Source organism: Microcella daejeonensis (assembly GCF_026625045.1).
GTDB lineage: Bacteria > Actinomycetota > Actinomycetes > Actinomycetales > Microbacteriaceae > Microcella > Microcella daejeonensis.
In genome coordinates, this window is the sequence record NZ_CP113089.1 from 675075 (window position 1) to 694097 (window position 19023).

17 protein-coding genes and 3 tRNA genes are annotated in these 19023 nt (G+C 72.7%); 9 read left to right on the plus strand and 11 right to left on the minus strand.

Annotated elements, in window-relative coordinates; genetic code table 11:
• Window positions 1-15: 15 nt before the first annotated feature.
• Window positions 16-648, plus strand: a complete 633-nt coding sequence (locus tag OVN18_RS03280; RefSeq protein WP_267738146.1) for a LysE family translocator — start codon at window positions 16-18, stop codon at window positions 646-648.
• A 95-nt stretch (window positions 649-743) separates the two neighbouring features.
• On the opposite strand, the gene OVN18_RS03285 is transcribed toward OVN18_RS03280, so the two are convergent.
• Both OVN18_RS03285 and OVN18_RS03290 read right to left on the minus strand, forming a co-directional pair.
• Window positions 744-817 (minus strand) — tRNA-Met (locus tag OVN18_RS03285).
• A 33-nt stretch (window positions 818-850) separates the two neighbouring features.
• A tRNA-Thr gene (locus OVN18_RS03290) sits at window positions 851-922 on the minus strand.
• Window positions 923-1092: 170 nt separating this feature from the next.
• On the opposite strand from OVN18_RS03290, the gene OVN18_RS03295 reads away from it, so the two are divergent.
• On the plus strand, window positions 1093-2805 hold the full coding sequence (locus OVN18_RS03295) for a glycoside hydrolase family 13 protein (RefSeq protein WP_267781881.1): 1713 nt from the start codon (window positions 1093-1095) through the stop codon (window positions 2803-2805).
• A gap of 308 nt (window positions 2806-3113) precedes the next feature.
• Window positions 3114-3869 carry a helix-turn-helix transcriptional regulator gene (locus tag OVN18_RS03300; protein WP_267781883.1) on the plus strand — a complete coding sequence of 252 codons (756 nt, stop codon included), beginning with the start codon at window positions 3114-3116 and terminating at the stop codon, window positions 3867-3869.
• Between the two features lie 88 nt (window positions 3870-3957).
• Here OVN18_RS03300 and OVN18_RS03305 read toward each other — a convergent pair whose 3' ends face one another.
• The 3 genes from OVN18_RS03305 to OVN18_RS03315 all read right to left on the minus strand — a co-directional run bounded on the left by OVN18_RS03305 (window position 3958) and on the right by OVN18_RS03315 (window position 6293).
• On the minus strand, window positions 3958-5031 hold the full coding sequence (locus OVN18_RS03305; protein ID WP_267781885.1) for a peptidoglycan DD-metalloendopeptidase family protein: 1074 nt from the start codon (window positions 5029-5031) through the stop codon (window positions 3958-3960).
• A 233-nt stretch (window positions 5032-5264) separates the two neighbouring features.
• Window positions 5265-6080 carry an inositol monophosphatase family protein gene (locus tag OVN18_RS03310; protein ID WP_267781888.1) on the minus strand — a complete coding sequence of 272 codons (816 nt, stop codon included), beginning with the start codon at window positions 6078-6080 and terminating at the stop codon, window positions 5265-5267.
• A gap of 131 nt (window positions 6081-6211) precedes the next feature.
• Window positions 6212-6293, minus strand: a tRNA-Tyr gene (locus OVN18_RS03315).
• Window positions 6294-6406: 113 nt separating this feature from the next.
• On the opposite strand from OVN18_RS03315, the gene OVN18_RS03320 reads away from it, so the two are divergent.
• The 5 genes from OVN18_RS03320 (at window position 6407) to OVN18_RS03340 (ending at window position 11043) form a co-directional block, all read left to right on the plus strand.
• Window positions 6407-6895 (plus strand): YajQ family cyclic di-GMP-binding protein, encoded by a 489-nt coding sequence (locus OVN18_RS03320; RefSeq protein WP_267781890.1) that lies wholly within the window; start codon window positions 6407-6409, stop codon window positions 6893-6895.
• A 7-nt stretch (window positions 6896-6902) separates the two neighbouring features.
• Window positions 6903-8114: an MFS transporter gene (locus OVN18_RS03325; protein WP_267781893.1), complete on the plus strand. Its 1212-nt coding sequence runs from the start codon at window positions 6903-6905 to the stop codon at window positions 8112-8114.
• 9 nt (window positions 8115-8123) lie between these two features.
• Entirely contained in the window at window positions 8124-9617 is a 1494-nt protein-coding gene (gene cls / locus OVN18_RS03330) for a cardiolipin synthase (RefSeq protein ID WP_267781895.1), read from the plus strand.
• A 78-nt stretch (window positions 9618-9695) separates the two neighbouring features.
• The gene (locus OVN18_RS03335; RefSeq protein ID WP_267781898.1) at window positions 9696-10106 is read left to right on the plus strand and encodes a DUF1801 domain-containing protein; all 411 of its coding nucleotides are present in this window, start codon (window positions 9696-9698) and stop codon (window positions 10104-10106) included.
• 406 nt (window positions 10107-10512) lie between these two features.
• Window positions 10513-11043 (plus strand): hypothetical protein, encoded by a 531-nt coding sequence (locus OVN18_RS03340; RefSeq protein WP_267781901.1) that lies wholly within the window; start codon window positions 10513-10515, stop codon window positions 11041-11043.
• A gap of 8 nt (window positions 11044-11051) precedes the next feature.
• Here OVN18_RS03340 and OVN18_RS03345 read toward each other — a convergent pair whose 3' ends face one another.
• The 3 genes from OVN18_RS03345 to OVN18_RS03355 all read right to left on the minus strand — a co-directional run bounded on the left by OVN18_RS03345 (window position 11052) and on the right by OVN18_RS03355 (window position 14371).
• A complete protein-coding gene (locus tag OVN18_RS03345) occupies window positions 11052-12401 on the minus strand; it encodes an FAD-dependent oxidoreductase (protein WP_267738158.1) in 1350 nt (449 codons plus the stop codon).
• Between the two features lie 107 nt (window positions 12402-12508).
• Window positions 12509-13576, minus strand: coding sequence for a polyprenyl synthetase family protein (locus tag OVN18_RS03350; protein WP_267738159.1), 1068 nt, complete (start codon window positions 13574-13576; stop codon window positions 12509-12511).
• Window positions 13577-13597: 21 nt separating this feature from the next.
• Window positions 13598-14371, minus strand: coding sequence for a class I SAM-dependent methyltransferase (locus OVN18_RS03355; RefSeq protein ID WP_267781904.1), 774 nt, complete (start codon window positions 14369-14371; stop codon window positions 13598-13600).
• Window positions 14372-14491: 120 nt separating this feature from the next.
• Here OVN18_RS03355 and OVN18_RS03360 point away from each other — a divergent pair, with 120 nt between their 5' ends.
• Window positions 14492-15727: an isochorismate synthase gene (locus OVN18_RS03360; RefSeq protein WP_267782900.1), complete on the plus strand. Its 1236-nt coding sequence runs from the start codon at window positions 14492-14494 to the stop codon at window positions 15725-15727.
• A gap of 55 nt (window positions 15728-15782) precedes the next feature.
• Here the strand turns inward: OVN18_RS03360 and OVN18_RS03365 are convergent, their stop codons facing one another.
• The 3 genes from OVN18_RS03365 to menD form a co-directional block, all read right to left on the minus strand.
• A complete protein-coding gene (locus OVN18_RS03365) occupies window positions 15783-16256 on the minus strand; it encodes a hypothetical protein (RefSeq protein ID WP_267781905.1) in 474 nt (157 codons plus the stop codon).
• A gap of 6 nt (window positions 16257-16262) precedes the next feature.
• Window positions 16263-17087 carry a PPK2 family polyphosphate kinase gene (locus tag OVN18_RS03370; protein WP_267781906.1) on the minus strand — a complete coding sequence of 275 codons (825 nt, stop codon included), beginning with the start codon at window positions 17085-17087 and terminating at the stop codon, window positions 16263-16265.
• A gap of 193 nt (window positions 17088-17280) precedes the next feature.
• Window positions 17281-19017: a 2-succinyl-5-enolpyruvyl-6-hydroxy-3-cyclohexene-1-carboxylic-acid synthase gene (gene menD, locus OVN18_RS03375; RefSeq protein ID WP_267781909.1), complete on the minus strand. Its 1737-nt coding sequence runs from the start codon at window positions 19015-19017 to the stop codon at window positions 17281-17283.
• Window positions 19018-19023 lie beyond the last annotated feature (6 nt).

Genomic DNA, 19023 nt, shown 5'->3' on the forward strand with positions numbered 1-19023 from the left:
GCTAGCATCACGATCGTGAGCGCGTCGGAGGCCCTGTGGCAGTTCGCGATCGTCGCCGCCCTGCTGACGATCACCCCCGGCATGGACTCCGCGCTCGTGCTGCACGCCGCGATCCGCCACGGGCGCGCCGTCGCGGCGGCCGCCGGAGCGGGCATCTGCCTCGGCGCCCTCGTCTGGGGCGTCGCCGCGGCGCTGGGCCTCTCCGCCCTCTTCGCCGTCTCGGCCACGGCCTTCCTCGTGCTGAAGGTGGTCGGCGCCGCCTACCTCGTGTACCTCGGCGTGCGCATGCTCTGGACGGCGCTGCGGGGCACGGCCGCGAGCGTCGAGGCCGGCGGGATGCCCGTGCCGAGCATCCGCGCCGCCGCCACCAAGGGCGTGCTCACGACGCTGCTCAACCCGAAGGTGGCGGTGTTCTACATCGCCGTCCTGCCCGCGTTCCTGCCGCCGGATGCCCCCGCGGCGCTGTTCGGCGCCGCACTCGCGGGCATCCATGCGGGCTTGAGCGCGATCTGGTTCGCCGTGCTCGTGCTGGGCGCGCAAGCGCTGCGGCGCTGGATGACGCGGCCGAGCACCCAGCGCGGCATCGACGTCGTGACCGGCACGGCCTTCATCGGCTTCGGCGCCGCCCTGGCCTTCACCGAGAAATGATCACGGTCGACCCGGCCGGAGAGGGCGTGATCCCACTACCTCGATCGCGGGACGGCCACGACCTCGCTCGTGGGACGGTAAAGAAGAAAAAACTGTAGCGAGGGCGGGACTCGAACCCGCGACACCACGATTATGAGCCGTGTGCTCTAACCACCTGAGCTACCCCGCCGCGCATCCCCTCCGCCGCAGCGGAGGGAACCAGGGCCCCGAGTCAGGATTGAACTGACGACCCCTTCCTTACCATGGAAGTGCTCTACCACTGAGCTATCGGGGCGCAACCGATCCCAACCGGGATTCGGCACCAGAGAAGGTTAGCACCTGAGCGGGGCGGGTTCGAATCGCCCGCGCCTCGGCGATGCGCGGCCCGGCCCGCATCCCATCACCCCCGTCGCCGCCGCTCTGGAACCGCTTCCACACCGCATGTTTTCGCGTATCGTTGCCCGCATGTCCCTCGACTCCACCCCTACCGCCACGCTCACGGTCGAGAATCCCGCCAGCACCGGAACCCGCACGCCGGGTTCGGAGTGGTGGCGCTCCGCCGTGATCTACCAGATCTACCCGCGCTCCTTCGCCGACGCCTCGGGCGACGGCATCGGCGACCTCGCCGGCATCACCGAGCGCCTGCCCTCGCTGGCGGCCCTCGGCGTCGACGCCGTCTGGCTCTCGCCCTTCTTCCGCTCGCCCCAGAAGGACGCCGGCTACGACGTCGCCGACTACTGCGACGTCGACCCGATCTTCGGCACGCTCGCCGACTTCGATGCGCTGCGCGACCGCGCGCGCGAGCTGGGACTGCGCGTCATCGTCGACCTCGTCCCCAACCACTCCTCCGATCAGCACGTCTGGTTCCAGGAGGCCCTGGCGGCCGGCCCCGGCTCGCCCGAGCGCGACCGCTACATGTTCCGCGACGGCAAGGGCGAGAACGGCGAGCTGCCGCCGAACAACTGGCCCTCGGTGTTCGGCGGCGACGCGTGGACCCGCGTGACCGAGCCCGACGGCACCCCCGGCCAGTGGTACCTGCACATCTTCGACAGCTCGCAGCCCGACTTCAACTGGAAGAACCCCGTCGTGCACGAGGAGTTCCGCCGTGTGCTGCGCTTCTGGCTCGACCGCGGGGTCGACGGGTTCCGCGTCGACGTCGCCCACGGCCTCATGAAGAAGGAGGGCCTGCCGGACGTCGCCGAGGCCGGCGGATCCGACAACATCGCCGACGCTCTCATGTCGCCCGACGACGTGCCCTGGTGGGCCCAGCCCGAGGTGCACGAGGTGTACCGCGACTGGCACCGGGTGCTCGCCGAGTACGAGGGCGATCGCGTGCTGTGCGCCGAGGCCTGGGTCGAGCCGCTCGCGAAGGCCGCCCTGTGGGTGCGCTCGGACGAGATGCACCAGGCGTTCAACTTCAGCTACCTCGGCACCCCCTGGAAGCCGGAGCTGCTGCGCTCGGTCATCGACGAGTCGATCGCCGCGTTCACCGGCGTGGGCGCTCCCAGCACCTGGGTGCTGTCGAACCACGACGTCGTGCGCCACGCGAGCCGGTACGGGCTCCCGCCCGCGACGGCCGTTCCGAACGCGGGCATCGGGCCGGCATCCGATGACAAGCCGGATGCCGCTCTCGGGCTGCACCGCGCCCGCGCCGCGACCGCCATGATGCTCAGCCTGCCCGGCAGCGCGTACCTCTACCAGGGCGAGGAGCTCGGCCTGCCGGAGGTCATCGAGCTCGACGACCACGTGCGCGAGGACCCGACGTTCCACCGCACCGGCGGCGAATCGTACGGCCGCGACGGCTGCCGCGTGCCCATCCCCTGGGAGTCCGACGCCCCCGCCTTCGGATTCAGCGGCACCGGCAGCAGCTGGCTGCCCCAGCCGGCCGAGTTCGCGGAGTTCGCCCGCGATCGTCAGGACGGCGTCGCCGGCTCGACCCTCGAGCTGTACCGCGCGGCACTGGCCATCCGCGCCGAGCGCGACCTCGGCATGGGATCGCTGACCTGGGTCGACGGCTTCGGCGAGGACGTCGTCGCGTTCCGCAACGGCGACATCCTCGTTCTCGCCAACCTCGGCGAGTCCGCCCTCGAGCTGCCCGCCGGAGAGCTGCTGCTGACGAGCAACCCGCTCGTCGACGGCGCCCTGCCGACCGACACCACGGCCTGGCTCGCGGTCTGACGCGCTGACCGCACGACGAACGGCCCCGGGCGGACGCTCGGGGCCGTTCGCGTCATCCGGCAGGCACGGCCGGCACGCACCGCACCGCCCCGAACCGAACTGACGACCGCTCCGCTTCGAAGAAGCGGAGAACGGCTCGTGATCGGGTCACGAGCGGCCACCGGAAGGGGGCGGCGATCGTGGGGCAGCATCAGGCTCGGGCGCACGGCATCTTCGTGGACGCCGTCGACGTCGAACGCGCCTTGCGCGCCCTGGCGGTGAGGCGGTCGGTCACCGTCGTGGGATCGGATGGCGCGTGGCGCGGCCGGATGCTCGAATCCATCGCGTGCCGTCTCGCGGCCGACGGCCTCACCGCCGTCCTGTTCACGAGCGATCCGCGTGCCCCGAGCGCTCCGACCGCATCGACGCGCATGCCGATGTCCCCCCTCGCGCACGCCGTGAGCCGGCTCGATCTGCGCCGGATCGCCTCCTCGCGCGATCTGGAGGTCGCTCTGCGCACGCGCAACGCTTCGCTGGTCGTGCTGATCGACCGGCCGACGCTGCTCCCGGCGGAGGACCGTCGAGCAGCGGCCGAGCTCCTCCAGCGCTCCGACGTCACGCTCGTCACCGGCTGGTCCCCGCCGGAGTGGTCGGCGGTTCTGCAGGGTCGCCTCGATCAGCGTCCTCACGATCAGGGTCGTCTCGATCAGGAACGGCGCCACCGATTCACCGGGCTCGTCGACGCCGACCTCATCACCGCTGCGGAGCTCGCACCCGACGAGACGGCCCGACTGCTCGACCTCTACCGCCGGATCGGCGAGCAGGGCGGCGCTGCGCGCGACGACTCGCGCAGTGAGGGGCCGCCGGCGGCATCGTGCCCGTCGCAGACCCGACTCACCCGGCGCGAGCGGGAGATCGCCGAGATGATCGGCGACGGCCTCACCGATCGGCAGATCGCCGAGCGCCTGCACCTCTCGACCCGCACCGTGGAATCGCACGTCCTGCACGCGCGCGGCAGGATCGGCGCGGGCACCCGCTCAGCGCTCGCCGCCTCTGTTCTGCGCGACCGATTCGACCAGGAGTAGGCGCACGGTCGATGAGCCCCGCTGATCGACGGCAGGGGGCGGAGCCGCCTCTGCGCCAGGAGGGACGTTCGCGCCCCGGACGCGGGAATCAGCTGGCGTTCGCGGTGAGCCAGGCGTAAGGGTCGACGGGAACGCCGTCGAGGTGGATCTCGAAGTGGAGGTGGGCGCCGGTGGAGGCGCCGGTGCTGCCGACCTGGCCGATGAACTCGCCCGCCTTGATCTGCTGACCGACGACGAGGGGGGACGAGCCCCAGATCATGTGGGCGTACAGCGAGGTGACGCGCTGCCCGTTGATGATGTGGTCGACGAAGACGTGGTTGCCGTAGGCGCCGCCCTCGGTGTGCCCCGTGACCACGCCGTCGGCGACCGCGTAGATGGGAGCACCCGCACCGGGCGTGAAGTCGAGACCCTGGTGGTAGCTCGAGCATCCGTAGCACGGGGCGACGCGGCCGCCGAAGCCCGAGCTGATCGGAACGGCGGTCGGGAAGGGCCAGCGGACCGCGCCCGTGCCCGAGGTGGTGAAGGCGAAGGTGCGGCTGCCGTAGCGCTCGCGCAGGACCTCGGCGTAGGAGGTCACCGTCCAGTCGTCGCGGGTCGCGGTCGGAGCCGCCGCGTCGGCGCTCGTCGCGACCTCGAGCACCTGCGCGGGCTCGCGAGCCGCGGTCGAGTCGAGGGCGCCGCCCGTCGCGGCGGCCGAGACGGAGGAGAAGGCCTCCGAGGCGGGGGTGGCCTCCGGATCGAGCAGGGCGACCGCGGGCACGTTCGTGCCGATCAGCAGAGCGCCGACCGCGAGCATCACGATCGGGGGGAAGGCCTTCTGCGCGAGCCGTGCCGCGAGGGGCTGGCGTGCGGCGGTCGGGCGCGTAGGAGCCTCGACGGCGCGGCGCCCGGATGCACGGCCGGCGGCAGGCCGATCGGCCTTGCGGCCCGGCCGAGCGGCGGCGACGCGCTCGCGCGAGCGCCGGCGAGCGGGGGATGACGACTTCTCGGCCTCACGCAGGGCGCGACGGCTGCTCGCGGCCAGCGCCGCGGACGGCAGCTCGATCGACGCCGTCGCAGGGGAATCCTCACCTGCGGGGAGCGAGAGCGACTGGAGGATTCCCGTCACGGTGGCGGGGCTCTCGGGGAGCCGCCCAGCCGACCGCTGGAACTCGTCAGTCACGATGAATGGTTGCCTTACGTCGTCTGCAGCGCGCACAAAATGTACCGGCGCAAGCATTGGGTTGGGGTACCCGCACCACGCTATCGGACAGCGAAGTGAGGATCGATTCTGCGAGCCCGCCGTGTAACGGTGAGGTCACGAATGCATCGACCATAACCTCCGACGCCGCGAATCGCCAGTCCGCGAAGCGTTTTCACCCCCGTTCGAGGGGCGCGCTCGCGCCGACGGCCCGCTCAGGCGCCGATATCGCGCAGCACCGCCTCGAGGGCGACGACGCTGTCGGGATGCGCGGCGAGGGTCATGAGGTGGTCGGGGCGGCGGCCGTCGAGGCCGGTGACCACCGCTCCGGCCTCGTGCGCGATGAGGGCGCCGGCGGCGTGATCCCACGGGCTCAGAGTGCGCTCGAAGTAGGCGTCGACGCGGCCGCAGGCCACCGCGCACAGGTCGAGGGAGGCCGTGCCCATGCGCCGGACATCCCGGACCAGAGGCAGCAGGCGGGCGATCGCCGCACCCTGCTCGGCCCGCGTCGCCTCGGCGTAGGCGAAACCCGTGGCGATGAGCGACTGGCTCAGGGGCGCCGCGGGGCGGATGGAGATGGGCGCGTCCCCGAGCCGCGCGCCCCCGCCCTCGGTCGCCGAGAACAGCTCGCCGGTGACGGGGTTGAGCACGACCGCGGCGAGCGCGCGCCACGTCTGCGGATCGGCCTCGCCCTCCACCGCGGCGATGCTGACGGCGTAGTGCGGGATGCCGTACAGGAAGTTGACCGTGCCGTCGATCGGATCGACGACCCAGGTGATGCCCGAGGCCGAGGGATCCCTCGCGCCCTCCTCGCCGAAGAACCCGTCGTCGGAGCGGGCCTCGGCCAGCCGCGTGCGGATGAGCTGCTCGGAGTCGCGGTCGACCTGCGTCACGACATCCACCGGCGAGGACTTGCGGTCGGCGACCTCGACGCCGCCGCGGCGGGCCTCGACGATCATCGCGCCGGCCTCGAGCGCGATCGAGCGGGCGATCTCGAGCAGCTCGAGCGGGTCGGCGGCAGAGGGAGTCATGCGCCGATCATCCCAGCCCGGGATGGACGGGACGCGAACGATCCGGTCCTGCCGAGTCGTGCGACGGTGTCGACTCGACTCGTGCGACGGTGTCGACTCGACTCGTGCGATGGCGAAGAGGAAATACTGAGTGGCGAGTGAGGGATTCGAACCCCCGAAGGCTGAGCCGTCTGATTTACAGTCAGATCCCTTTGGCCGCTAGGGTAACTCGCCGAGCGCGCGCCCGGCCGATGTGATCATCAACCGGATGCGCTCGACCACAATACAAGCATTCGGGCCCTCTTCGTGACCCGCCTGCGCGCGGCGGCCCGGGCTACCATGGGCGCATGGCCGATTCCTCATTCGACATCGTCAGCAAGACCGACAAGATGGAGGCGGAGAACGCCGTCAACCAGGCTCAGAAGGAGATCGCGCAGCGGTACGACTTCAAGGGCGTGGGGGCCTCCATCGAGTGGAGCGGCGAGAAGCTGCTACTCAAGGCCAGCGCCGAGGAGCGCGTCAAGGCCGTGCTCGAGGTGCTCGAGTCGAAGATGATCAAGCGCGGCATCGGCGTGCGCAGCCTCGATACGGGCGAGCCCTACGCGAGCGGCAAGGAGTACCGCATCGAGGTCAGCCTGAAGAACGGCATCTCGAGCGACGACGCGAAGAAGATCTCGAAGATCATCCGCGACGAGGGGCCGAAGAGCGTCAAGAGCCAGATCCAGGGCGACGAGCTGCGCGTGCAGTCGAAGAGCCGCGACGACCTGCAGGCGACGATGGCGCTCCTCAAGGGCAAAGACCTCGACGTCGCGCTGCAGTTCGTGAACTTCCGCTGACGTCGCGGTGAGCTCCGAGTTCTCGGGGCACCCCCGCGGAAGTCGCGAGTACCGGCGCCTGCTCGTGGCGCTGGCGTTCGCCGGGGTGGCGACGTTCACGCAGCTGTACTCGTCGCAGGGCATCCTGCCGCTCATCTCGCGCGATCTCGGCGTCGACGCCGCGACCGCCGCCCTCACCGTCTCGGGCACGACCGCCGGGCTCGCCGCCGCGGTGCTGCCGTGGTCGCTGCTGGCCGACCGCATCGGGCGGCTGCCCGCCATGCGCATCGCGATCGTCTCCGCGACCGTGCTGGGCCTGCTCGCGCCCCTCATGCCCGATGCGGCGTCGCTCATCGGCGTGCGGGTCGTCGAGGGGCTCGCGCTCGGCGGACTGCCGGCGATCGCGCTCACCTACCTCGCCGAGGAGGTCGATCGCCGGCATGCCTCCACGGCCGCCGCCACCTACGTCGCCGGCACCAGCCTCGGCGGTCTGCTCGGCCGCCTCGTCGCCGCTCCGATCGCCGAGCAGGCCGGCTGGCGCATCGGCATGGGCTCGGTCGCGGTGATCGCCGCCGTCGCCGCGGTCGTCTTCATCGCGCTCGCCCCCCGCTCGTACGGGTTCGCGTTCGTCGCCGGGCATCCGCTGCGCCGTCTCGTACGGGTGATCGGGATGCTCGCTCGCGATCGCGTCATGCTCGCGCTCTGGGCGCAGGGGTTCCTGCTCATGGGCGGCTTCGTGACCGTGTACAACTACCTGGCCTTCCACCTGGAGGGCGCGCCCTACTTCCTCCCGCCCGCGCTCGCGTCGCTCCTCTTCACCGCCTACCTCGCCGGCACGGCGTCCTCCCGCATCGCCGGTGGCATCGCCGAGCGCACGGGGACGCGCCCGGTGCTGCTCGGCGCCGCGGTCGTGATGCTCGCGGGACTGCTGCTGACGCTCGCCGCATCGCTGCTGATCGTCATCGTCGGGCTCGTCGTCATGACCGCGGGGTTCTTCGCCGGCCACGCGGCTGCCTCCGCCGCGCTGGGGCAGCGGGCAGCGCAGGGGCGCGCGCAGGCGGCGAGCGTGTACACGCTCGGCTACTACGCCGGATCGAGTCTGTTCGGCTGGCTGGGCGGGCTGGCGCTGCTGGCCGGGGACTGGCCGGCGGTGGTCTCGCTCGTGGCGGTGCTCGTGGTGCTCGCCGGGGTCGCGGCGCTCGCGGTCTCGCCCCGCGGCGGCGCTCCGGCTCGTCACTAGACTTCGGCCATGACGGACGACACGCTCACGCTCGACACGGCGAGCGCGTGGGCGATCTTCATCATCAGCGTCATCGCGCTCGTCGCCCTGGTCGGCATCGCGATCGTGTCGCTCGTCGTCGTGCCGCGCAACCGCCGGCCGCAGACGGCGCTCGCCTGGCTGCTGCTCATCTACATCCTGCCGTTCGTCGGCTTCCTCCTCTTCCTGCTGCTGGGCTCGCGCAAGCTGCCGAAGCGCCGGCGCGAGAAGCAGCAGCAGATCAACGACTACATCCTCGAGACCACCGAGGGCATGGACAGGGTGCGCCGCGACCACCCGTGGCCGCCGTGGCTCGAACCGATCGTCGAGCTCAACCGGCATCTCGGCGCGATGCCGCTCGTCGGCGGCAACGCGGCACGGCTCTACACCGACTACGCGGGCTCCATCGAGGCGATGACGGAGGCGATCCGCGCATCCACCCGGGTCGTGCACGTCGAGTTCTACATCCTCGCGCTCGACGGCACCACCGCCGACTTCTTCGACGCGCTCGAGGAGGCCGTCGCCCGCGGGGTCACGGTGCGGGTGCTGTACGACCACATCGCCTCCCTGCGGGTGAAGGGCTACCGGCGCACGATGCGGCGTCTGCGGGCGGCCGGCATCGAGCACTACGCGATGCTGCCGGTGCGGCCGTTCCGACTGCAGTGGCAGCGCCCCGATCTGCGCAACCATCGCAAGTTCGTCATCGTCGACGGCTCCGTCGCCTTCACCGGCTCGCAGAACATGATCGAGCGCGGCTACCACCGCGGGCGTCGCCGCGACGGCTCCCGCCTGCAGTGGAAGGAGCTCGTCGTGCGCTTCGAGGGCCCCATCGTCTCGGGGATCGATGCGCTGTTCGCGACCGACTGGTACAGCGAGACCGACGAGCTGCTCATCCGCGAGGCGGCGACCATCCCCGACGTCGACCCCGAGGCGGGGCTGGATGCGCAGGTGGTGCCGAGCGGTCCGGCCTTCGAGGGCGAGAACAATCTGCGCCTGTTCAACTCGCTGCTCTACGCCGCGCAGCACCAGATCCAGATCTGCTCGCCGTACTTCGTGCCCGACGAGTCGATGCTCTACGCCATCACGACGGCGGCGCAGAGCGGGCTCGACGTGCAGCTGTTCGTGTCGGAGGTGGGCGATCAGCCGCTCGTGTTCCACGCCCAGCGCTCGTACTACGAGCAGCTGCTGCGCGCGGGCGTGCGCATCTGGCTGTACAAGACCCCGACGGTGCTGCACGCGAAGCACCTCACGATCGATGACGAGGTCGCCGTGATCGGGTCGAGCAACATGGACATGCGCTCGTTCAGCCTCAATCTCGAGGTCTCGGTCATGGTGCGGGGCGAGCCGATCATCCGCGCGCTGCGCGAGGTCGAGAGGTCGTACCGCGAGAACTCCTCCGAGCTGACGCTCGAGACCTGGCTGAAGCGGCCGCGGCACATGGCGGCCTTCGACGACCTCGCGCGCATGACGGCGGCGGTGCAGTAGCGGCGGGATGCTCGCACGCCGCTCGCGCGCGGCCGACGGCCTCTGGCGCCGCGGGGCCCGCGGTCGTACGGTGGGCCCGTGACCCAGAAGACCCTGCCCACCGATGCACCGGTCGAGGAGTTCCTCGCGACCCTCGACGCGCGCCGCCGCGAGGAGGGCGAGCAGCTGGTGGAGCTGTTCCGCTCGGCGACGGGCGCGGAGCCGGTCATGTGGGGGCCGTCGATGATCGGCTTCGGGCAGTACGCGTACCGCTACGCGAGCGGGCACGAGGGCGTCTGGCCGCGCGCGGCCTTCTCGCCGCGGAAGGCGAAGCTCTCGCTCTACGGGCTGCAGACGCACCCGGACGCCGGCGCCGCCCTCGCCCGCCTCGGGCCGCACACGAGCGGTGTCGACTGCGTCTACGTGACGCGTCTCGCCGCGATCGACCTCGCGGTGCTGCGTGAGCTCGTGCTGCTGAGCTGGGCGACGACGGCCGACCAGGCGGTCTGAGCGCGGCTCCGCCGCGCGCGGGCCGGGCGAGGCGGGTGCGCCCGGGCGCGCCGCGACGCACGGGCACAGCGATGGCTTCGGTCTGGCCCTGGCGGGCGCGGTGGCGGTGACCCTGGCGGGCGGACCTCTCCCGTCCGAGATTCCTGCCCGGCGCCTTCCACGACTGCGGATCGGGTGAGACCGTTTCACCCCATCCGCAGTCATGGAAGGACCGTGGGCATCACCGTCCCCCCTCGCCGGAGCGGCCCGCGCTCCGCGGCCGTTCGCGCCTCGGAGTGGCCCGCGCGCCGGCGCGCCAGAGCTCGGAGTCGGCACTGATCCCTCCACCGCTGCTGCCACAGCCTTGGATCCCACCATCTCTGAGAGGCGATGGGCGGGCTCGCTCGGCATCGGTCACCATGGACCGGTGACGACGGAGCGATCAGGCACCTTTCGCCGGGACCGGTCGGGACGGCCGCTGGCATGGGGCGGCTTCGGCGGATTCGAGGAGTTCATCCGTCAGCAGGGTGGCATCGTCACACGGGCGGAGCTGCTCGACGCCGGGTGGACGCCCGATGAGCTGCGGATCGCCACCGGCTCGTTCAGACGCCCCACCCGATTGCGGCACGGCTGGTACTGCTCGACCGACGTGCCCGACATCGTGCGTCGCGCGTGGGCGTGCGGAGGGCCGCTCGCGTGCTGGAGCGCGCTCGGGTGGTACGCCGATCACGGATCGGAGACCGCCAGGACAGCGATCGGAGATCGATCCCCCACGAGCCACAACTCCGCCTCGACGATCCACATCTCGGTCGAGTCCCGCGGGCACGCTCGGAGGGTCGAACTCGATCCCCCGCCGCTGATCGTCCGGCACAGCCTCACCACCGCCGACAGCCCCCGGGCGCGGTGGGCCGTCCCCGTCGACGTGGCGTTGCGGCAGACCCGGTACTGCACCGGGTGAGGCGCGCGTCAGTCGCGCGAGATGCGCACCATCTCGTCGCGCGGCACGACCTTGATGCGGGCGCGACCGTGGGGCGCTCCGAGCTGCTGCTCGTGAGCATCCAGGCGGTGCCAGCCGTCGAGGTTCGTGTAGAGCACGCCGCGGCCGTCGAGCAGATCGACGATCGCCTGCTCCTCGGGCTCGGCGGGGCTCCACCAGCCGGAGGAGCCGTGCAGCACGTGCTTCACCGTCTCCATCGCGTCGCTCTTGGTGTGGCCGATGAGGCCGACCGGGCCGCGCTTGATCCAACCGGTGGCGAAGACGCCGGGCATGACGGCGTTGTCGTCGCCGAGCACCCGGCCCTCGTGGTTCGGGATGACGCCGTGGCGGTCGTCGAAGGGGATGCCGTCGAGGGGCGAGCCGAAGTAGCCGACCGCGCGGTACACGGCTTGCACCGGCACCTCGCGGAACTCGCCCGTGCCGACCACGCCGCCCGCACCGTCGGAGCGCGTGCGCTCGTACCGGAAGCCGGCGACGCGGCCGTCCTCGCCGAGCACCTCGACGGGCTTGGCGTAGAAGTGCAGGTGCAGCCGGCGCGAGGCCTGACCCGTCTCGCGGGCGCGCCACTGGGTGAAGACCTTGTCGATGACGAACAGCTGCTTGTTCGAGGCGATCGCCGCGCGGGCGGCGTCGTCGTACTCGAAGTCCTCGTCGTGCACGATCATGTCGACGTCGCGCAGCTCGCCGAGCTCGCGCAGCTCGAGCGGCGTGAACTTCACCTGCATCGGGCCGCGGCGGCCGAAGACGTGCACGTCGGTGACCGGCGAGGCCGCAAGGCCCGCGTGCACGTTGTCGGGGATCTCGGTCGACAGCAGGTCCTCGGGGTGCTTCGCCAGCATGCGCGCGACGTCGAGCGCGACGTTGCCGTTGCCGATGACCGCGACGGACTGCGCCTGAAGCGGCCACTCGCGCGGCACATCGGGGTGCCCGTCGAACCAGCTGACGAAGTCGGCGGCGCCGTAGCTGCCCTCGAGGTCGATGCCGGGGATGTCGAGATCGGCGTCGCGGATGGCGCCGGTGGCGAAGATCACCGCGTTGTAGTGGCGCTTCAGGTCGTCGAAGGTGATGTCGGTGCCGTAGCGCACGTTGCCGAAGATGCGGATGTCGCCGGAGTCGAGCACCTCGCGCAGCGCCGTGATGATGCCCTTGATGCGCGGGTGGTCGGGGGCGACGCCGTAGCGCACCAGCCCGTACGGCGCCGGCAGCTGGTCGAACAGGTCGATCGACACGTCGAAGGAGCGCTCGTGCTTGAGCAGGATGTCGGCGGCGTAGATACCGGCGGGGCCGGCTCCGACGATGGCGAGCCTCAGCTTGGTCATGCGGGGGTTTCCGTTCCTGGCCTGGTGCGGTCGATGATGCGGCGGGGGCCGCGCGGGCGGCGCCGAGCATCCATCCTGGCAGGCGACGCCGTCAGGATGCCCGCCGCCTACTTGCTGCGGTCGACGACCGCCTCGGCGAACTTCGTCAGCGCCTTCTTCACCGGGCCGTCGGGCAGCAGCGCGAGCCCGGCGACGGCGTCGTCGGCCCAGCGGCGGGCCTCGACGAGGGTCTCGGCGGTGACGGGGTGCGTGCGCAGCTCGGCGATCGCCGCGGCGAGCTCCGCCTCATCGCCCTTCGTCTCGTCGACGTTGCGCTCGATGCGGTCGAGCAGGTCGGCCGCGCTCGCGTCGGTGAGCGCCGCGCGACGCAGGTACAGCAGCGGCAGGGTGGCCACGCCGCTGCGAAGGTCGGTGCCCTGCGCCTTGCCGGTGCCCGCCTCGGGCTCGGCGAGGTCGATGACGTCGTCGATGAGCTGGAAGGCGACGCCGATCTTCTCACCAAAGGCGACGACCGGGGCGGCGAAGGCCGGGTCGGCGTGCGAGAAGATCACGCCCATCTGGGCGGCGGCGGCGATGAGCGAGCCGGTCTTGTCGGCGAGCACCTGCAGGTAGTGCTCGATGGGCTCGTCCTCGGCGCGCGGGCCCAGGGTCTCGTGCAGCTGACCGAGGCAGAGCCGCTCGAAGGTGTCGGCCTGCAGCTTGATCGCGCGCTCGCCCAGGCTCGCCACGAGCTTCGACGCCCGGGCGAAGAGCAGGTCGCCGGTGAGGATGGCCACCGAGTTGCCCCACTTGTGCTGGGCGGTCGGCACCCCGCGCCGCAGCTCCGCCTCGTCCATGACGTCGTCGTGGTAGAGCGAGGCGAGGTGGGTGATCTCGATCGCCTGGGCGGCCGTGATGACCTCAGGGGTCGCCCCCTCGCCGAGCTGCGCGGTGAGGAGCGTCAGCACGGGGCGGATGCGCTTGCCGCCCGCCTCCAGCAGGTAGCGGGAGGTCACGTCGGCCATGTCGTCGGCGAAGGTGACCTCGCGCAGCAGCCCCGCCTCGACGGCCTCGAGACCCGTCTCGATGGCGTCGGCGAACCGGCGCTCCTCGCTCGAGGCGAAGAGCTTCTCGCCGAGACCCAGCGAGGCGCTGAGCGTCTTGCTGCGGCGGGCGAGGGGCGTGCTCCAGGTCACGGGGTGCCGATCTGTCGGGGTTCAGTCGGCCGCGGCCGACGACGAGGTGGGGCGTCGGCGCGCGACGCGCTTGCGGGCGACGGATGCGCGGATCGCGGCATCGAGCGGCTTGCGCCCGCGGTGCAGGGCGACGACGCCCGCGGTGAGGTTGCGGTAGGCGACGCGCGTGAACCCGGCCCCGCGCAGCCACTGGCTGAGCACGGCCTGCTCGGGCCACTCGGCGATCGACTCGAAGAGGTAGGCGTAGGCCTCGGGGTTCGAGCTCGCCGCCCCGGCGATCTTCGGCATGACGTGCTTGAGGTAGGCGAAGTAGCCCCTGCGCAGCAGCGCGACCGGCGGGCGCGAGAACTCGGCGATGACGACGCGGCCGCCGGGCTTGAGCACCCGGTACATCTCGGCGAGCGCGACGTCGGGGCGCTGCACGTTGCGCAGCCCGAAGCTGATCGTCACGGCGTCGAACTCGTCGTCGCCGAAGGGCAGCTTCTCGGCGTCGCCCTGCACGAACTCGAGATCGGGGTGGCGCTTGCGCCCCTCCTCGATCATGCCGGCGGAGAAATCGAAGGCGATGACGGTCGCGCCCGTGCGCGCGAGGGCGGCGGAGCTGGTGCCCGTGCCGGCGGCGATGTCGAGGATGCGCTCGCCCGGCTGCGGGTCGATCGCCTTGACCGTCTGGATGCGCCAGAGGGCGGCGTTGCCGCCGGAGAGCACGGCGTTGGTCACGTCGTACTTCTTCGCGACCCCGTCGAACATGGCCGCGACGTCAGTCGGCGTCTTGCTCAGGTCAGCCCTCGTCACACGATGAAGTCTAGTGAGTGCTCACTGCAGGTTGGCCGCGAGCGGGCTGGATGCCCGGCACCCGCCCAGTACCCTGAGACCGTGCCCTCTCCCGCCCGATCCGGGCCCTCCCTGCGGGCGGTGACCGCGGCCGTCGAGACCGGCGCCGATCCCCTCCTGCAGCACGCCTCGCCGACCCATCCCCTCGCCGCTCTGCGCCGCGGGGACGGCATCGTCGGCATCGGCGAGCTCCTGCGCCTGGAGTTCAGCGGACCGGACCGCTTCGCCGCCGCCGCGGCCGCCTGGCGCGAGCTCGCCGCGGCCTCCACCGTCGAGGACGCGGTGCACCGGCCCGGCACCGGGCTCGTGGCGTTCGGCGCCTTCGCGTTCGCCGACCGCTCGGGTGCGACGAGCGTGCTCGTCGTGCCCGAGCTCGTGGTGGGGCGGCAGGCCGGCGCGGGCTGGGTGACCCGCATCACGCGCGCGGAGGAGGGCGGCGCCGCCGCGACCTCGGCCGAGGAGGAGCAGGGGATGCCCGCGCCGACGCCCGTCGGCGCGCGGCCCCGGGCGACGCTGGCCGCCGGATCCCTCAGCCGGGAGGAGTACGTGCAGCTCGTGCGCGACGCCGTGGGCCGGATCCGCGCCGGTGAGGTCGAGAAGGTGGTCATGGCGCGCGACGCCGTGGCGAGCATCCCGCCCGATGCCGACCGCCGCGCCCTGCTGCAGGAGCTCGCCCAGGCCTACCCCGACACCCTCACCTTCGCCGTCGACGGGCTCATGGGCGCGAGCCCCGAGACGCTCGTGAGCGTGCACGCGCGCGAGGCCTCGGCCCGCGTGCTCGCCGGCTCGATGGCGCGCGGCGCCGGCACCGCCGAGGACGCCGCCGCCGCGACCGCCCTCGCGACGAGCGCGAAAGACCTGGACGAGCACGCCTTCGCCGTGCAGAGCGTGCTGCGCGCCCTGCGCCCGCACGCGCGCGCCGTCACCGCGAGCGAGTCGCCGTTCACGCTCAAGCTGCCGAACCTGTGGCACCTGGCGACCGACGTCGAGGTGGAACTGGCGGAGGACGCCTCGAGCCTCGACCTCGTCGCCGCCCTGCACCCGACCGCGGCGGTCGCCGGGTTCCCGACGGCCGAGGCCCTCGCCCTCATCGCCGAGCTCGAGCCCTTCGACCGCGGGCGCTACGCCGGCCCTGTCGGCTGGATCGACCAGGACGGCGACGGCGAGTGGGTCATCGCGCTGCGCTGCGCGCGGGTCGACGACGACGGCACGCTCACGGCCTACGCGGGCGCGGGCATCGTCGCCGACTCCGACCCCGAGTCGGAGCTCGCCGAGACGCGGATGAAGTTCCGGCCGATCGCCGACGCGCTCCGGTAGAGCTCCCCGCGACCCCGGGGCGGGCGCACCGGCCCCGCGGGTGCCGTCGGTGGCCTCAGCCGTCGCCGATCGGGTGACCCTCTTCGAGCAGCCGGTGGGCGAGATCGAACAGGAGCCCGACCGGTGCCGGACCGTCGGCGGGGTCGAGCGAGACCGGGAACGCCCGCTCGGGCGCCTCGGCCGCAGCGCCGAGGGCGATCGTGACGACCGCGCGCGAGCCCTCGCGCTCGACGCGCGCGAGCCGCGCACCCTCGAGGCGCGCGATCGCGGTGCGCGCGAAGCCCGCGAGGTCGAGCAGCAGGGCGGCCCAGCGGTCGTCGACGGCGGCATCGGGCAGGGAGCGCGGTGCCGGGCCGGCTGCGGCGGTGACGCGGGCGGCGTCGAGGCGGGCGGCGGCGAGGCGGGCGGTCAGGACGTCGGGATGCTCCGGCTGCAGCTCGATGCGCCGCACGGCTCGGGCGCGGGCGTCGCCGGCCGCCGCGGCGAGCGCCAGGGCGTGCAGGCCGGGGAGGTCGAGAGCGGCATCCATCGCCCCTCAGCTCGCGGCGAGCCGGGCCTTCTCGGCCTCGACGTCGAAGTCGGCGGTCGGCCACTGCGGGTCGATGTCGCGCAGCGCGTCGATGAGCAGCTGCTGCACCGCGAGCCGGGCGAACCACTTGCGGTCGGCGGGCACCACGTACCAGGGCGCGTGATCGGCGTCGGTCTCGGCGATCGCGCGCTCGTAGGCGGCCATGTAGTCGGGCCAGAGCAGGCGCTCGTCGACGTCGCCGGGGTTGTACTTCCAGTGCTTGTCGGGCCGGTCGAGGCGCTCGGCGAGGCGCGCCTTCTGCTCCTCGGGCGAGATGTGCAGCATGACCTTGACGATGCGCGTGCCCCCGTCGGCGACGCGCCGCTCGAAGTCGCGGATCTCGCCGTACCGCCTCTGGATCACCGCGGGCTCGGCGAGGGAGCGCACGCGCGCGATCAGCACGTCCTCGTAGTGCGAGCGGTCGAAGACGCCGATCATGCCCGGGGCGGGCAGGCGGCGCTCGATGCGGGCGAGGAAGTGCTCGGCGAGCTCCTCGGGGGTCGGCTTCTTGAACGCCGCGAGCTGCACGCCCTGCGGGTCGACGGCGCCGACCACGTGGCGCACGATGCCGCCCTTGCCCGCCGTGTCCATGGCCTGCAGCACGAGCAGCACCCGCGGCGTGCGCCCGGCGCGACTGGCGGCGTAGAGGCGCTCCTGCAGGTGGCTGATCTCATCGGCGCCCGCCGCGAGAGCCGCCGCCCCCTCGGCCTTGCCGCCCTCGAAACCGGGGGTCGAACGGGGGTCGACGATGCTCAGGTCGAGGTCGGTGCCGGCGCGCAGAAGGTCGGTCATGCGGCGACCCTAGCCGCGCGGGCTCGGTGGCGACAGGGGGGGATGCCCGGCTCAGGCGCCCGCGGCCGGTGAGGCTGGCACAAATTCAGGCACGAACCGGCGTGTTGCGAATCGCCGAGCCGCGACACGCCGAACTCGGCGTCGCAAGGCCTGAATTTGTGCTCACCCTGCGCGACGGGGGTGGATGCCCGGCTCAGGCGCCCGCGGCCTCCGGCTCGGCGGCCTCGGGGTCGGCTGCCGGCGGCTCGGCGTCGGCGTCGTGCAGGGGCACCTCGATGAGCACGTGCGCCTCGGGAGCCGTCATCGCGTCATCGAGCTCGGCCCGGGTGGTGACACGGCGGTACGCCCAGCCCCCGGCCGCGGCGAGCGCCGCGAAGTCGACGGCGACCGGCGTGCGCATCACCCGCGCGAAGTCGTCGGGGTCGGCCGTCGCCGCCACCTCGAGCGAGTCGAAGATCGTGCCGCCGCCGTCGTTGCCGACGACCACGTGCAGGCGCACGTCGTCGGGCAGGGGGGCGAGCAGGGCCCCGGCGTCGTGCACGAGGGCGAGGTCGCCGAGCAGCACGCGCGTCGTGCCGACCCGACCCGGCTCGGCCGAGGCGCGGGCGGCCAGGGCGATGCCGGCTCCGGTGGAGACCGTGCCGTCGATGCCCGCGAGGCCCCGGTTGGAATGCACGGGGATGCGCTTGCCGGGCAGGATGCGGTCGGCCTCGCGCACGAGCCGCGAGGCGCCGAAGACGAGGCGGTCGTGCGGCCAGGTCGATGCCCAGAGGGCGCGGACGAGCATCCGGCGATCGATGGGGGCCCGCAGCACGGCGAGCTCGGCCTTCGCGAAGGCGGCCCGCACGCCGCGCTCGGTGCCGACGGCGAGGGAGAGGTCGGGGGCGGGATCGCCCGGATCCTGCGATTCGAGCACGGCGCGCGACATGGCCACCCAGCCGCCGACCCAGCGACGCACGGCCCCGGAGTCGGGGGTGCCGTGCACGCGCACCCCGTCGACGATGCGCGCGCGGCGCCCGGGGTCGTAGGCCTCGACGCCGGGCGTGCGGATGACGATGGTCTCGACGTCGGCGCGCTGCAGCAGCGCCGGCACCTCGCGGCTCAGCGTGGGGTGGCCGAGCACGATCGCGCGACCGACCGCCTCGCCGTGCGGGCCGCGCAGCACCTCGCGGTAGGCGGCGACCATGTGCCGGCCGAAGCGCGCCTCGCTCGTGACCTCGGCGATGAGCGGGGCGCCGAGCTGCACCGCGAGCTCCTCGGCGAGCGGCCCGGCCCCCGTGCCCGCGATCACGACGGTCGCGTCGTCCGGTTCGAGATCCAGGATGCCGCTGCCGGGCTCGGCGACGGCCGGTTCCCCCGGCACGAGGTCGGCACTCAGCTCGATCGGCCCGCTCAGCGGTTCGCGGTACGCGAGGTTGAGGTGGACGGGGCCCTCGGCCGCCGCCCGCACGGCCACCTCGGCGAGCCCCGCGGCCTCCTCGGCCTCGCCGGGGTCGCCGACGGGCGCCGCGACGTCCCAGTCGGCGCGCAGCACATCGCCGAAGATGCCGGGCTGCACGGTCGTCTGGTTGCTGCCGATGCCGCGCAGCTCGACGGGGCGGTCGGCGGTGAGCACGATGAGGCCGACGCCGGAGTGGTGCGCCTCGAGCACGGCCGGGTGCAGGTTGGCCACCGCGGTGCCCGAGGTGCAGACGACGGCGACGGGGCGACCCGATTCGACGGCGAGGCCCAAGGCGGTGAAGCCGGCGACGCGCTCGTCGACGCGCACGTGCACCCGCAGGGATCCGGCGCGGTCGAGGGCGGCGGCGGCGAGCGCGAGGGGCTGGGAGCGGGATCCGGGGCTGAGCACCAGGTCGGCGACGCCGCAGCGCACGAGCCCCTCGATGAGCGCGGTCGCCGCGGCCTGCGCGGGCGAACCACTGCCGGGCATCCCGTG